Genomic DNA, 14,274 nt, shown 5'->3' on the forward strand with positions numbered 1-14,274 from the left:
CCGAACCGCCCGGCGGTTCGGCATGCGCTGCAGCGAGGCAAAGATGAAGATCACCGAGGTCGAACCGATCCTGTTGCGCGGCAGTGTCGCCTATGGCGCAGGGGCCAGCGGCGCCGAGGCTACCGACAATGGCGACTGGCAATTGCTGATCCGGGTCGCCACCGACGAAGGCCTCACCGGCTGGTCGGATGTGGAAACGCTGGCACCCGCGGCGGTCAGCATCATTGCCGGCGAGGGCATGGCGACGGTCGGCTTCCAGACGCTGGGGAGCCTGCTCGTCGGCGAGAACCCGCTCGATGTCGAGCGGCTGTGGGACAAGCTCTATGTCGGCAGCGCCTATTACGGCCGGCGCGGCATCGCCATGCACTGCATCTCGGCCCTCGACAACTGCCTGTGGTCGATCCGGGCCCAGGCCGCTGGCATGCCGCTGGCCGAGCTGCTCGGCGGGCGGCGGCGCGACAAGGTGATGGCCTATGCCTCGACGCTGTTCCGCTCGACGCCCGAGGGGATGATCGAAGCCGCCAACGGCTATATCGACAAGGGCTACCGCGCCGTGAAGTTCGGCTGGGGGGTGTTCGGCCAGGATCCGGGCAGGGACCGCGAACTGGTCGCGGCCGCCCGGCAGGCGCTCGGGCCCGATCGCTACCTGATGGTCGATCCCGGCTGGTATCCGACGGTGACGCCGAACCGCATGCAACCGCGCAGTCGCGCCGATAACGAGACGCTCTGCCAGTGGCTGGGCGACTATGACGTGCGCTGGGTCGAGGATTTCATCCACCCCGAGAATTTCGACGAGTATGCCGCGGTGCGGGCCGCGAGCCCGGTGCCGGTCGCGGCGGGCGAGCAGGTCTCGACGGTGTGGGAGTTCGCCCGCTTCATCGAGAGCGGGTGTGTCGACGTCATCCAGCCCGACCTGACGCGCTGCGGCGGCCTGACCGTGGCGAAACAGGTGGCGCAACTGGCCAACCGGGCAGGCATCGACCTCGTGCCGCATTCCTGGCTGACCCACCTGTTGACCGGTTACAGCCTGCAGCTCATCGCGACTTTGCCGCGGGCGCATTTCGTCGAGTTCAACGTTAGTCAGAGCCCGCTGACGGCAGGCATCGCGCCGACCTCGCTGATGCTGGATGCCGAGGGCTGCATCGCCATCCCCGCTGGCGTCGGCATCGGCATCGATGTCGACACCCAATTCGTCGAGGCCCACCGCGTCGCCTGAGGAGCCGGATATGGACCGCCAGATCGTCAACGCCCGAGACCTCGATCTCGACTCGCCCGGTCGCCGCGACTACCTGGTGGCGCTGCCGCATGACGGCATCTGGGGCGATCACCTGATCCCGCTCACCGTCTTTGTCGGCCCTCGGGCGAAGCCGGGCAGGGGGCTCGTCGCCTTCGGCTCGACCCACGGCAACGAATATGAAGGTCCGGTAGCGATCAAGCACCTCCTGGGTGAGATCGACATGGCGGATGTGCGCGGCCGCGTCATCCTGGTGCCGGTGCTCAATGTCGCAGCCTTCCGTGCCGGGACGCGGGATTCGGTCAACGACGATGGCGTCAACCTCAACCGTGCCTTCGTCGCCGATGCCGGCCATACGCCGAGCCTGGGTCGCATCACCCACCGCATCGCCGACTTCGTCCGCACCAGCATCTGGCCGCATGTCCATGTGGTCCTGGACCTGCATGCCGGGGGCGAGGTGGCGCAGTTCGCGCTGGGGCCGAGCTTCCACCCGATCGCTGACCGCGAGCAGAGTTTCAGGATCGAACAATCGGCCCGCTGGTTCGGCTCGCCAGTGGTGCTGGTGTACCAGAACGAGACCCCGGGACTGTTGACCAGCGAAGCGGAACGGCAGGGCAAGGTCACCATCGGCGCCGAGCTCGGCTGGGGCCGCTCGATCCAGCCCGATGGCGTCCGCTATGGCCGGCAGGGCATCCGGGCCGCCGCCATCCATTGGGAGCAGCTGAGCGGCACCATCAAGCCGATCGATCACCATGCCGACGGCACCCAGGTGAAACTGTCGATCGTCAACCGCAACTGCACCGTCGTCGCCCCGTTCGACGGCCACTACGAGCAGCTCCGCAAGCCCGGCGAGGCTGTTACGGCCGGAGCGACGATCGGCTATCTGCACGATTTCCAGCGGCTCGAACTGCCGGCCTGGCCGGTCAGGGCCGGTGTCTCCGGGCGGCTCGCCGCACAAGCCTGGGGCGCCAGGGTCAACCAGGGCCAGCACATCGCCATCGTCGGCGAGGTGCAGGACTGGCAGACGGAGTAAGCGGGCAGCGGTGGGACGATCTACGGCAGCAATGCCGCGCGCCGCCATCAGCCCCGATACGGCCCGCCCGGCGGTCCCCAGCCCCATACCGGCATTGGCGGGTTGTCTTTTGGCGCCGACACGCCGGGCTGCGAGTTGATGACGGCGATGCGCGTGCCCCACTCGAGATAGCCGACAAACGCCGCCCGGAACTCGGGGTCGCTGGGCAGGCCGACCTCGTCGGCGGTCTCCAGCATCAGCTCGATCCAGCGCTTCCGCTGCGCCTCGGTCAGGGCGCGGCCCAGATGGTGGGCAATCATGCCCGAATGGGAGCCGCCATGGTCGGTATAGGGCGTGCCGCCGCCAAACACCTCGGCGATGAAGCTCGCGACATGCGCGGCATGCCTAGGGTCCATGTTGGCGAATACCGGGCCGATCACCGGATCGGCCGGCACCCGTTGATAGAACCGCGCCGTCAGCGCGGCGATGCGTTCCTCGCCGCCCGCCCACGTGCTGAGCGTCGGAACGGCTGTTGAATCGGTCATGAGCTTTGATCTCCTCGTTGGCCGGAGGGTGCATGGCATGCCGACGCTGCGGCAAGCTGGCCCGTTGGGCAGGCAAGATCAGTGCGACTTTAGTCCACCTAAAATTGCTGTTGCCGCCATCACATTTTCCCCACACAAATCAGCGACGCGTGCCACAGTTCACGGCACGGGGGCATAAATGGGCGATCTCAACGAACTCCGCGGCCGCATCCGGGCAGCACTTCTGGCCGACGAGGCCGAAACCATCGCGCGGCTCACGGCCGACGCGGCATTGAGCGAGGCCGACCGCGCCGCCATCGGGCAGCGGGCGCAGCAGCTGGTGGAAAAGGTGCGCGCCGCGCAATCGAGCGGCATGCTCGAATCCTTCCTCGCCGAATATTCGCTCTCCACCGACGAGGGCATCGCGCTGATGTGCCTTGCCGAGGCGCTGCTGCGGGTGCCCGACAACCGCACCATCGACGATTTGATCGAGGACAAGATCGCGCCGTCGCGCTGGGCCGAGCATCTCGACCGCGCCAATTCGGCGCTGGTCAATGTCTCCACCCTGGCGCTTACCCTCACCGGCTCGGTGCTGCGCGAGGGCGGGGCAGGGATTGCCGGCACCATCAAGAATTTCGTGCAGCGCATCGGCGAGCCGGTGATCCGCTCTGCCGTGATGCAGGCGATGAAGATTCTGGGGTCGCAGTTCGTGCTCGGCCGCGACATCGAGGAAGCGACCCGCATCGCCCGCCGGGCCGAGAAGGATGGCTTCACCTATTCCTACGACATGCTGGGCGAGGCGGCCCGCACCGAGGCCGACGCCAAGCGCTATCGCGCCGCCTATGCCGAAGCCATCGCGGTGCTTGCCACCCGCTCCACTGCCGGGTCGGTGCGCGACAACCCGGGCGTCTCGGTAAAGCTCTCGGCGCTGCATCCGCGCTACGAGTTCATGAAGCGCGAGCGGGTGATGGATGAGCTGGTCGAGCGCACGCTCGCCCTCGCCATGATGGCGCGCGGCGCCAATATGGGCTTCAACATCGATGCCGAGGAGGCCGACCGGCTCGACCTCAGCCTCGACGTGATCGCCGCCGTGCTGGCCGATGAGCGGCTTGCCGGCTGGGACGGGTTCGGCATCGTGGTGCAGGCCTATGGCCAGCGCGCCAGCCATGTCATCGACTGGATCGAAGCGCTGGCCGAGCAACTCGACCGTCGCATCATGGTGCGGCTGGTGAAGGGCGCCTATTGGGACAGCGAGATCAAGCGCGCCCAGGTGTTGGGCCTCGGCGGTTTCCCGGTGTTCACCAGGAAGCCCGCGACCGATGTCAGCTACATCGCCAACGCCAAGCGGCTATTGTCGAAGACGCACCGCATCTACCCGCAGTTCGCCACTCACAATGCCCACAGCGTCGCGGCGGTGCTGGAGCTGGCGCAGCGGCTCGGCGTCGGCAACGACGCCTTCGAGTTCCAGCGCCTGCATGGCATGGGCGAGCGGCTGCACGAGATCATCCACGACGAGCAGCAGACGCGCACCCGCATCTATGCGCCGGTCGGCCGGCATGCCGATCTCCTCGCCTACCTGGTGCGGCGCCTGCTCGAGAACGGGGCCAATGGCTCGTTCGTCAACATGATCGCCGATCGCGACGTGCCGGCCGCGGCGGTGGTGCAGGATCCGTTCGAGGCGGTGGAAAGCGCTGTCGCCAAGGTGCGGGCGCCTGCAGAGCTGTTCGCGCCGCGCCGCCGCAATTCGCGGGGGCACGACCTGACCGACCCGTTGGCAGTCAACTATCTGCTCGCCGATCGCGACCGCTTCCGGCCGAGCGAGAAGCGCTGGCACGCCGTGCCGGCGTCGCTGGTCGCCGGTAGTCAAGGCGAGCAGTTTTCGATCATCAGCCCCGCCACCGGCGAGCCGGTGGGCGACGCCATCGGGGCAGGGCCGGAGACGTTGGAGCTGGCCATTGCCACGGCGCGCGACGCCGCGCCCGGCTGGGCGGCGCGGCCGGTGGCCGAGCGCGCCCTGCTGCTCCGGCAGGTCGCTGATCTCTACGAGGACAATGCCGCCGAGTTCTTCGCGCTTTGCGCCCGCGAGGCGGGCAAGACCCTCAACGATGCGGTGAGCGAAGTGCGCGAAGCCGTGGATTTCCTTCGCTATTACGCCGCCGAGGCGGAGGCGAGCGAGCCGCGCCAGCCGCTCGGGGTGTTCACCTGCATTTCGCCGTGGAATTTCCCGCTCGCCATTTTCACCGGCCAGATCGCCGCGGCTTTGGTTGCCGGCAATACTGTGCTGGCGAAGCCCGCCGAGACCACGCCACTGATCGCGGCGCTGGCAGTGCGGCTGATGGTGCAGGCCGGCATCCCGGAGGACGTGGTGCAGCTGGTGCCGGGCTCCGGCCCGGTGGTCGGCTCGGTGCTCACCTCCGATCCGCGTATCGACGGGGTGTGCTTCACCGGCTCGCTCGCCACCGCCAAGGCGATCGACGTGAAGATGGCCGACAATCTCGCCGCCGGCGCGGCGCTGATCGCCGAGACCGGCGGGCTCAACGCCATGATCGTCGATTCGACCGCCTTGCCCGAGCAGGCGGTGCGCGACATCCTCGCTTCCGCCTTCCAGTCGGCCGGGCAGCGCTGCTCGGCGCTGCGCATCCTCTATGTGCAGGAAGACGCGGCCGAGCGGACGCTCGAAATGCTCTATGGCGCCATGGACGAGCTGAAGCTCGGCGACCCCTGGGATCTGTCGGTCGATATCGGCCCGGTGATCGACAGCAAGGCCAAGGCGAAGATGGACGCCTATATCGCCGAGTTCGCCGCCCGCGACGCGGTGCTGCACCAGCTGGCCGCGCCTGAGCAGGGGACGTTCGTCGCGCCGACGGTGCTGAAAGTCTCCGGCATTGCCGAGATGAAGGAAGAAATCTTCGGGCCGGTGCTGCATGTCGCGACCTTCAAGGCCGAAGATCTCGACGCGGTGGTCAACGCCATCAATGCTTCGGGCTACGGGCTGACCTTCGGGCTCCACACCCGCATCGACGGGCGGGTGGAGGAGCTCTCCGACCGCATCCGCGCCGGCAATATCTATGTCAACCGCAACCAGATCGGCGCCGTGGTCGGCTCGCAGCCCTTCGGTGGCGAGAGCCTTTCGGGCACCGGGCCGAAGGCGGGCGGGCCGAATTACCTGAAGCGCTTCTGGCGCCCGGCCGAAGCGTTCGAACCCTCCACCGGGGTCAACCCGCTCTCCGGCCTCTCGATCGGCTTTGCCATCGCAGCGGTCGACCAGGTGAAGATCGGCATCGAGCGGGTGGGGATCGAGCCGGCGCAGGAGCTGTTGCCCGGGCCGACCGGCGAATCCAACACGCTCTATACCTGGCCGCGCGGCGTGGTGCTCTGCCTCGGACCCGATACGCAAAGCGCGCTGCAGCAGGCGACGCTGGCGCTCGAGCAGGGCAATGGTGTGCTGGTCGTCGCCCCCGGCGCCAGCCGCATCGCCGAAGCGCTCGGCGCCAATGGCGAACCGATCGGCGGGTTGGACAAGAAGCTGTCGCCGGCCGCGATCGAGGCTGGGCTCAACGTCGATGCCATCATGCATTTCGGCACCGATGCGGATCTGCGGCCGTGGCGACAGGCGCTATCGCGCCGTGAGGGGATGATCATCCCGCTGGTCACCCGGCCGAGCGACGCCGAGCGGCTGATCATCGAGCGGCATGTGTGCATCGATACGACCGCCAGCGGCGGCAATGCGGAGTTGCTGGCGGGGCAGTGACTGGAGCAGAGTTTGAGCACTATCGTGGCTAGGGTCGTGCTGGGACCAGACGACGAGCCGAATGGATCGCGTGGGAAGCCGAGCGCCACCACCTGACTGTCGGGTTCATGGAACAATGGGTGGGACGAGGATCCCGGCACAGCAGCTCACCCCCCTCAAGGGCAAGACGGGGAGGGCCGTCCCCCTCGCCCCTGAGGGGAGAGGGCAAGCGCAGCTTGCGAGCGTCAGCGAGCTAGCGAAGCTCGGGTGAGGGGTTCAGCCTCTCGGCATGCTGGCTCTTCCAGCGGGAGGCACCGCTTCACCCCTCATCCGGCGCTACGCGCCACCTTCTCCCCTGAGGGGAGAAGGGAAAGGGGGGCCGTCTCTCTCAGTCAGGCGCGCCCCTAGATCGCCCGCCCATCCTGTGCAAACACGTGGTACCGCGCCGGATCCACATAGGCCGTGAGCGACGAGCCCAGTTCCACCGGGCGTTGCCCATCCACAGCAATGGTCAGCGTCTGGCCGTCGGCGGTGGTGGTGTAGACCATGGTCTGGCCGCCCAGTTGCTCGACCAGGTCGACCTTCACCTTGGCCAGCTCGACGCCTGAACCCTCGTTGAGGCCGATATGCTCGGGGCGCACCCCGAAGGTCACCGCGTCGCCGGCGCCGACCTGGCGGTTGACGACGATCTCGCTGCCGCCGGCGCGGAGTTTGGCGCCCGCGCCATCGGCGCTTTCCACCTTGGCTTCGAGGAAGTTCATCTTGGGCGAGCCGATGAAGCCGGCGACGAACCGGTTGCGCGGGTGATTGTAGAGTTCGAGCGGGGCGCCGACCTGCTCGATGATGCCGGCCTGCAGCACGACGATCTTGTCGGCCATGGTCATCGCCTCGACCTGGTCGTGGGTGACGTAGATCATGGTGTTGCCGAGGTCGTTGTGGAGCTTGGCGATCTCCACCCGCATCTGCACGCGCAGCTCGGCATCGAGGTTCGACAGCGGCTCGTCGAACAGGAAGATGCGGGGCTCGCGGACGATCGCCCGGCCGATGGCGACGCGCTGGCGCTGGCCGCCCGAGAGTTGCTTGGGCTTGCGCTTGAGCAGCGGCTCGATGCGCAGGATATCAGCCGCCTTCTGCACCCGCTGCTGGATCTCCGGCTTGGGCACCCGTGCCGTTTCCAGCCCGAAGGCAAGGTTCTGGTAGACGTTCATGTGCGGGTAGAGCGCGTAGCTCTGGAACACCATGGCGATGCCGCGCTTGGCCGCCGGCACCTCGTTCATCCGCTCGCCGTCGATCAAAAGGCTGCCGCCCGAGATCGGCTCGAGCCCGGCGATCATCCGCAACAGGGTGGATTTGCCGCAGCCCGAGGGGCCGACGAACACGGTGAACTCACCCGGGTCGATGTTGAGATCGATGCCGTGGATCACCTCCACATCGCCATAACGCTTTTCGACCTGCTGCAGGACAACGCTGGTGGACATCAGATGCTCTCCTCCACAGGGGCAGTGCAATTGCCCACCGGGTCATTCCCGCGAAAGCGGGAAACTCTGTTTGCGGTGCTCGCGGCGCATTCCGAAACGGAGGTTCCCGCTTTCGCGGGAATGACTCCGTGGGTGGGGCGGCAACTCCTCATCGAAACCCCTCCGGCAACCAGCTGCGGTATTTCGGGTGGCCTGCGGTCACGGGGAAGCTTACCTCCTCGTGCGTTTCGGACGAATGGTAGAACGCGGTGACGATCTCGAGCGCCCGCCGCGAGTCCTTCGAAGTCACCGGCATCGGCCCCAGTCCCTCGAGCGCATCCCAGAAGCGGCGCATCTGGGTCTGGAACCGCGACGGCACATCCTGCCAGTCGGCGAGCAGCGCCTCGATCCTGGCCTTGGTTTCGTCGTTGCGCGGCAGGATTTTCCACGGGAGTTTTCCGGGGTTGTAGGCCTCGTGATCGCTCTCGAAGGTGACGTGCTCGAAGGCCAGCCGGATGCGGCTGATTTCATCGGCCGAGCCGAGCGTCGCGGTGAAGCTGGCGAGCGCGCCACTCTCCATCTCGAGCGAAGCCGAGATGCAGTCTTCCACCTCGATCGTGTTGACCCGCGTCGCCACCCGGCCGAACAGGCTCTTGGGCTCGCCCATCAGGTAGGTGAAGATATCGTGCGGGTGGATGGCGTGGGTCATCAGCACGCCGCCGAGCTCGGTCTTCCATTTGCCGCGCCAGGGCACGGTGTAATAATCCGGCCCGCGCCGCCACAGCGTCTCGACGGTGCCGACATAGGGCTTGCCGGCGATCCCCGCCTCGATGATGCGTTTGACCTGCTCGATGCCGTTGCCGTAGCGATACTGGAACACCGGCATCAGCTTGCCGCGGCTCTGCTTTTCGAGCTCGATGATCTCATCGACTTCGGCGAGCGAACCGACCAGCGGCTTCTCGCAGATCACGTGCTTGCCGGCTTTCAGCGCCGCCGTCACCATCGGGTAATGCACCATTGGCGGGGTGCAGACATCGATGATGTCGAGATCGTCCATTGCCAAGAGGTCGTCGAAATTCTCGACCCGCCGCTCGATGCCGAACTCGTCGGCCAGCGCGTTGCGCCGCGTCGGGTCGAGATCGCAGATGGCGATGACCTTAAAGCGGTCCTTGTTGGTCTCGTAGCCCTCGACGATGTGGCTCTTGCCGATGCCGCCGCCGACTACAGCGACTGTGTAAACCCTGCTCATTGCTGCCAAACCGTCCCGACTTCAGCCAGTTTCTGCGCCGTCAGCGCCAGTTCCATCGCCTTGAAGGCGCGCACCTGCGGCATCGCCGTCTCGGTGCGGTTGAGCACGTCGGCGATCAGTTGCCGCCCATAGGGCAGGTCCTGACCCGAACAATCGATGTGCTGGGTGCCGTGCTTGTCGACGAGGAACAGGTGATCAGTCCCCGGCCGCCCGGCGATGTCGATATACTTGCGAAGCTCGATATAGCCCTCGGTGCCGAGGATGGTGAGCCGCCCGTCGCCCCAGGTCGGCAGACCCGCCGGAGTGAACCAATCGACCCGCACGTAGCCAGTGGTGGTCGGGGTCCTCAAATGCATGTCGCCGACATCCTGCAGCCCGGGCTTACCGGGGTTGCCACGGTTGTTCACCGAGGCCGACACCACTTCGGCATCCGTATCGGTGCCGGAAAAGAAAAGGAACTGCTCGCACTGGTGGCTGCCGATATCGCAGAGGATGCCGCCATAAAGCTGCCGATCGAAGAACCAGGCCGGCCGCTGGTTGTTGCGGATGGCATGCGGCCCGAGGCCGACCGTGTTGATCACCTGGCCGATGGCGCCGGCCTTGACCAGCTCGCCGGCTTTCACGGTGGAGCGGGTCTCGAAGTGCTCGGAATAGCAGACCGAATAGATGCGGCCGGTCTCGGCCTGCACCCGCTTGATCTCGGCCAGCTGCTCGAGGCTGGTCATCCCCGGCTTGTCGCTCATCACATCCTTGCCATGCCGCATCGCTGCAATCGAAATCGCGGCGCGCTCGGAGAGGATGGCGGCGGTCATTACCAGCGCGATGGCGGGGTCTTCGAGGATGGCGCGCTGGTCGGCAACGCGCTTGGCCTGCGGGAACTTGGCGCTGAACTCGGCCGCGAGATCGTCCTCGGGGGAGTGGAAGGCCACGAGCTCAGCGCCCTCGCGGAGGAGGCAGTTCACCTGGCCGTAGATGTGGGAATGGTTGAGGCCGATAGCGGCGAATTTGATGGGCATTATCTCGTGTCTTCGTGACTGGATGGTTCTGGGTGGCTGCTGGAGCGGAGGCGCTGCGGCGTGTCTGCCAGCGCAGTGGCGATAAGGGTGTGCACGCCCTCCGGGTTGTGCATCACATCGTCATTGGTGAACCGCAGCACGGTGTAGCCTTCGCCGCGCAGGAACGCGTCTCGCCTAGCGTCTCGTTGCTGGGCGCCCTCGACATAGTGCGTCTCGCCATCCACCTCGATGACCAGCCCCGCATGATGGCAGGCGAAGTCGACGTAGAAGGGGCCGGTCTGCTCCTGCTTGCGGAAGTGGAAGCCGCCCGTTCTGAACGGATAGAGCAGGCGCCACATACGCCTCTCCGGAGGAGTGGAGTTGGCGCGGAGCTTCTTCTCGAGGTCGGTGCTCATGGCCCACCCCCCTCCCAACCTCCCCCACAAGGGGGGAGGTGCCGTTCAGTGTGTGGGGCGCGATCCAGCCAATTCCACCGGCCCGACACCTCCCCCTTGATGGGGGAGGCCGGGAGGGGGTGGGGCCGCAGGCGCGATAGTGGGGCTATGGCGTTATTCTCGAGATCGGTGCTCATAGCTCACCCCCCTCCCAACCTCCCCCACAAGGGGGGGAGGTGCCGTTCAGTGTGGGAGGCACGATCCAACCCAATCCACCGGCCCGACACCTCCCCCTTGATGGGGGAGGCCGGGAGGGGGTGGGGCAGCAAGCGCGATGCCGAGGTGGGCGAGCGAACCCTCACCGTTTCATCCCCGTCGTCGCGATCCCCTCGATCAGCAGCTTCTGGAAGAACAGGAAGAACAGGAAGATCGGCACCAGGGACAAGACGCTCATGGCGAACAGGCCGCCGAAGTCGCTTTCGCCGGTGGAGTCGGTGAAGGTCCGCAAACCCAGCATCACGGTGTATTGCTTCATCTCGTTGAGGTAGATCAGCGGGGCGAAGAAATCGTCCCAGGTCCAGATGAAGGTGAAGATGGCGGCCGTTGCCAGCACCGGGGTCGAGAGCGGCAGCATCACCTTCCAGTAGATGCGCCAGGCCGAGCAGCCGTCCATCATCGCGGCTTCGTCGAGTTCCCTGGGGATGCCGCGGAAGAACTGCACCATCAGGAAGACGAAGAACGCATCGACGGCGAGGAATTTCGGCGCCACCAGCGGCAGGATGGTGTTCACCCAGCCCAGTTCGCGGAACAGCACATATTGCGGGATCAGCGTCACCTGGCCGGGCAGCATCAGGGTCATCAGCATCATGGCGAACCAGAAGTTCCGGCCCTTGAAGCGGAGCCGCGCGAAAGCGAACGCCGCCATTGAGCAGGCGATGAGGTTGCCCACTACGCAGGTGATCGAGATCACCAGGGAGTTCCAGAAGAAGGTGCCGAAGCTGACGCGCAGCCCGTTCCAGCCGCGGAAGAAGCTGTCGAGGCTCCACTCGCCGGGGATCAGCGTGCCCGAGAAGATCTCGTTCTCCGGCCGGAAGCTCGCCGAGAGCATCCACAAGAGCGGATAGAGCATCAGGATCGAGGCGCCGATCAGCGCCACATGGGCAAGCAGGCTGAGGATGCGCTTGCGCCAGAGCTTGGCCGGCGAGGCCTCGGTGACGACGGTAAGGCGCGGGGCAGGGGCGGTGACGGTCATGCGACGGCTCCCTCGGCGGGACGGGCGAGGAGCGACACGGGTGCATCAATCATCATAGTGCACCCAGTATTTGCTGGTGAGGAACGAGAAGGCGGTGAAGCAGGCGACCAGCAGCAGCAGGAACCAGGCCAGCGCCGAGGCATAGCCCATGCGGAAGAAGCCGAACGCCTCCTGGTAGAGGTAGAGCGTGTAGAACAGCGTCGAATTGATCGGATTACCGGTGCCGGCCGAGATGATGAAGGCCGGGGTGAAGCTCTTGAAGGCCTCGATGGTCTGGATGATGGCGTTGAAGAACACCACCGGGGTCAACAACGGCAGAGTGATCTTCCAGAACTGGCGCCAGCGGCTGGCGCCGTCGAGGCTGGCGGCCTCGTACATGTCCTGCGGGATCTGCCGCAAACCGGCGAGGAAGATGATCATCGGCGAGCCGAACTGCCAGATCGACAGGATGATCAGCGTCCACAGCGAATAGCGGGGGTTGGAAATCCAGCTCGGGCCCTGGATGCCGAACACCGAGAGGAAATCGTTGACCAGCCCGTCACCGGCAAACAGCTGGCGCCACAGGATGGCGATGGCGACCGAGGCGCCGAGCAGGCTCGGCAGGTAGAACAGGGCGCGGTAAAGCGGCAGGCCGCGCATGCCGCGGTTGAGCAGCAGCGCCACGCCGAGCGCGAAGGCCAGCTTCAGCGGCACCGAGAAGATGACGAAGGTCAGCGTCACCTGCATCGAGGCGATGAATTTCGGATCCGCCGTGAACATGCGGATGTAGTTGGCGGCGCCGACCCATTCGGGGGCGGTCAACAGGTCGAAATCGGTAAAGCTCAGGTAGAGCGAGGTGATGATCGGCCCGATGGTCAGGCCGAGAAAGCCGATGAGCCACGGGATCAGGAAGAGGTAGCCGGGGGCGTGGTTCTGCCACACCCTCGACCACCACGATTGGTACACCGCACCCCCGGCATGGGGGACTCCGGCCTCCACGGCGGGCGCGGTCATGACGTCAGGCCGCGCGGTTCAGGATGTCGGTCGCGCCCTTGACGAGCTCGGGACCGGCCTGTTCCGGAGTCTTGGCGCCGAAGCCCACTTCCTGCCCGAGCGTGCGGAACAGCGAAGCGTCGATCTCGCCGGCGGCGGCCGGCGGGGACGGGGGCAGGGCGCCAAGCAGCGGGCCGAGATTGGCGACGAAGTTGAGCGCCACCTGGCTCTGCTCGTCGAGGGTCGGGGCGAGCGCGTCGCGTACGGCCTTCGAGCAGGGGATGCCACGCTCGACGCCGAGCACTTTGCTGGCGTCCTGGTCGTTGACGAAGAAGCTGAGGAACTTCGCTGCCTCTTCCTTGGCCCCGCTGGTGCCGGCGATGGAGAAGAACATCGAGGGCTTGCGATAGTGGCCGCCAGGCGCGTCGGTGGCGATGCGCGGGAAGTTGGAGATGGTGATCTTGTCCTTGTTGATCGCCTGGAAGGCCACCAACTGGTTGGAGTTGGACGGGATCACTGCGGCCTTGCCCAGGGTAATCATGGTGGTTTCCAGCGGCCCGGTATCGAGCGCCTGGTCGTCGGGGCTGACGCAGACGCCGGCGGCGCGCAGGTCGGCCCAGAGCTTGTACCACTCGGTGGCGTCGGCTTCGTCGAAGGCCACCTTGCCGTCGGCGGTGTAGAGCGCCTTGCCGCGCTGGCGCAGCCAGTTCTCGTACATCGGCTCGGACACCGAGCCGTCGGCGATCACCGCTTTGCCGACGCCCTTGGACTTGAAGGCCTCGCTGATCGTGGTCAGGTCCGCGTAGGTGGTGTTCGGGCCGAGCACTTCGACGCCGGCCTTCTCGAAGTCGGCGGTGTTGATCATCAGCGCCACCGAGTTGGCGCCGAGGCTGATGCCGTAGAGCTTGCCATCGACCTTGCCGCCATCGAGCTGGTCCTGGTCGAAATCGGCCAGGTTGAGGGCGCCGCCGACGAATTCGTCGAGCGGGGCGATGGCGTTGCGCTTGGCGTATTCGACGATGTAGCGGTAATCCATCTGGATGATGTCGGGCGCGTTGCCGCCGGCAGTCTGGGTGGCGAGCTTGGGCCAGTAGTCGTTCCAGGCGAGGAACTCGCCTTCGATCGCCGGGCCGCCGGCCTTGGTGTAGAGATCGGTCACGCCGTAGGTGCGGTCGGCGCGGGCCTGGCTGCCCCAGAAGATCAGGCGCAGGGCTTCCTGCGCAAAGGCCGGCGAAATGCCCGCCGCGGCGGCAAGCGCCGTGGTGCCGAGCAGAAACTGACGGCGGTCTAGCTTCATGGTCATGTATTCCTCCCGTTAGGTCTTTCAGGTCAGCGGCGCTGTCCCCGAACTGTGTCGCGCTCTTGCTGGCGCTAAATAACTAACTGGTTACAACCATGGGCCGGGACGTGCGGCCTGTCAAGCAGGTGCAGTTCCGCACCAAAGCCCAAGCAGA

At 66.2% G+C, this 14,274-nt stretch carries 11 protein-coding genes; 3 read left to right on the forward strand and 8 right to left on the reverse strand.

All coding sequences use genetic code 11. From position 1 onward, the window contains the following. Window positions 1–43 precede the first annotated feature (43 nt). Both AC1ROK_RS16775 and AC1ROK_RS16780 read left to right on the forward strand, forming a co-directional pair. Window positions 44–1,216 (forward strand): mandelate racemase/muconate lactonizing enzyme family protein, encoded by a 1,173-nt coding sequence (locus AC1ROK_RS16775; RefSeq protein ID WP_492848928.1) that lies wholly within the window; start codon window positions 44–46, stop codon window positions 1,214–1,216. A gap of 10 nt (window positions 1,217–1,226) precedes the next feature. After that, window positions 1,227–2,267, forward strand: coding sequence for a M14 family metallopeptidase (locus AC1ROK_RS16780; protein WP_492848930.1), 1,041 nt, complete (start codon window positions 1,227–1,229; stop codon window positions 2,265–2,267). Between the two features lie 47 nt (window positions 2,268–2,314). Here AC1ROK_RS16780 and AC1ROK_RS16785 read toward each other — a convergent pair whose 3' ends face one another. Then, window positions 2,315–2,791, reverse strand: a complete 477-nt coding sequence (locus tag AC1ROK_RS16785; RefSeq protein ID WP_492848932.1) for a group II truncated hemoglobin — start codon at window positions 2,789–2,791, stop codon at window positions 2,315–2,317. A 178-nt stretch (window positions 2,792–2,969) separates the two neighbouring features. Here AC1ROK_RS16785 and putA point away from each other — a divergent pair, with 178 nt between their 5' ends. After that, window positions 2,970–6,521, forward strand: coding sequence for a bifunctional proline dehydrogenase/L-glutamate gamma-semialdehyde dehydrogenase PutA (putA, locus tag AC1ROK_RS16790; RefSeq protein WP_492848934.1), 3,552 nt, complete (start codon window positions 2,970–2,972; stop codon window positions 6,519–6,521). A gap of 383 nt (window positions 6,522–6,904) precedes the next feature. Here the strand turns inward: putA and AC1ROK_RS16795 are convergent, their stop codons facing one another. The 7 genes from AC1ROK_RS16795 to AC1ROK_RS16825 form a co-directional block, all read right to left on the reverse strand. Then, a complete protein-coding gene (locus tag AC1ROK_RS16795) occupies window positions 6,905–7,978 on the reverse strand; it encodes an ABC transporter ATP-binding protein (protein ID WP_492848936.1) in 1,074 nt (357 codons plus the stop codon). A 148-nt stretch (window positions 7,979–8,126) separates the two neighbouring features. Continuing rightward, window positions 8,127–9,206, reverse strand: a complete 1,080-nt coding sequence (locus AC1ROK_RS16800) for a Gfo/Idh/MocA family protein (RefSeq protein WP_492848938.1) — start codon at window positions 9,204–9,206, stop codon at window positions 8,127–8,129. After that, window positions 9,203–10,225: a Gfo/Idh/MocA family protein gene (locus tag AC1ROK_RS16805; protein ID WP_492849251.1), complete on the reverse strand. Its 1,023-nt coding sequence runs from the start codon at window positions 10,223–10,225 to the stop codon at window positions 9,203–9,205. Before AC1ROK_RS16805 ends, AC1ROK_RS16800 begins: the two co-directional genes overlap by 4 nt. Continuing rightward, window positions 10,222–10,617: an endonuclease domain-containing protein gene (locus AC1ROK_RS16810; protein WP_492848940.1), complete on the reverse strand. Its 396-nt coding sequence runs from the start codon at window positions 10,615–10,617 to the stop codon at window positions 10,222–10,224. The genes AC1ROK_RS16805 and AC1ROK_RS16810 overlap by 4 nt, the downstream gene beginning before the upstream one ends. A 337-nt stretch (window positions 10,618–10,954) precedes the next feature. Then, window positions 10,955–11,848, reverse strand: a complete 894-nt coding sequence (locus AC1ROK_RS16815) for a carbohydrate ABC transporter permease (protein WP_492848942.1) — start codon at window positions 11,846–11,848, stop codon at window positions 10,955–10,957. A gap of 45 nt (window positions 11,849–11,893) precedes the next feature. Next, window positions 11,894–12,841, reverse strand: a complete 948-nt coding sequence (locus AC1ROK_RS16820; protein ID WP_492848944.1) for a carbohydrate ABC transporter permease — start codon at window positions 12,839–12,841, stop codon at window positions 11,894–11,896. 4 nt (window positions 12,842–12,845) lie between these two features. Next, complete coding sequence (locus tag AC1ROK_RS16825; protein ID WP_492848945.1) at window positions 12,846–14,123, reverse strand: ABC transporter substrate-binding protein; 1,278 nt, start codon at window positions 14,121–14,123, stop codon at window positions 12,846–12,848. Window positions 14,124–14,274 lie beyond the last annotated feature (151 nt).

The organism is Devosia sp. GW821-FHT12F11 (assembly GCF_058806655.1).

Excerpts from the sequence above, each read along its gene's own strand:
- AC1ROK_RS16775 (WP_492848928.1), top strand. The coding sequence starts at position 44 with ATGAAGATCACCGAGGTCGAACCGATCCTGTTGCGCGGCAGTGTCGCC.
- AC1ROK_RS16780 (WP_492848930.1), top strand. The coding sequence starts at position 1,227 with ATGGACCGCCAGATCGTCAACGCCCGAGACCTCGATCTCGACTCGCCC.
- AC1ROK_RS16785 (WP_492848932.1), bottom strand. The coding sequence starts at position 2,791 with ATGACCGATTCAACAGCCGTTCCGACGCTCAGCACGTGGGCGGGCGGC.
- putA (WP_492848934.1), top strand. The coding sequence starts at position 2,970 with ATGGGCGATCTCAACGAACTCCGCGGCCGCATCCGGGCAGCACTTCTG.
- AC1ROK_RS16795 (WP_492848936.1), bottom strand. The coding sequence starts at position 7,978 with ATGTCCACCAGCGTTGTCCTGCAGCAGGTCGAAAAGCGTTATGGCGAT.
- AC1ROK_RS16800 (WP_492848938.1), bottom strand. The coding sequence starts at position 9,206 with ATGAGCAGGGTTTACACAGTCGCTGTAGTCGGCGGCGGCATCGGCAAG.
- AC1ROK_RS16810 (WP_492848940.1), bottom strand. The coding sequence starts at position 10,617 with ATGAGCACCGACCTCGAGAAGAAGCTCCGCGCCAACTCCACTCCTCCG.
- AC1ROK_RS16815 (WP_492848942.1), bottom strand. The coding sequence starts at position 11,848 with ATGACCGTCACCGCCCCTGCCCCGCGCCTTACCGTCGTCACCGAGGCC.
- AC1ROK_RS16820 (WP_492848944.1), bottom strand. The coding sequence starts at position 12,841 with ATGACCGCGCCCGCCGTGGAGGCCGGAGTCCCCCATGCCGGGGGTGCG.
- AC1ROK_RS16825 (WP_492848945.1), bottom strand. The coding sequence starts at position 14,123 with ATGACCATGAAGCTAGACCGCCGTCAGTTTCTGCTCGGCACCACGGCG.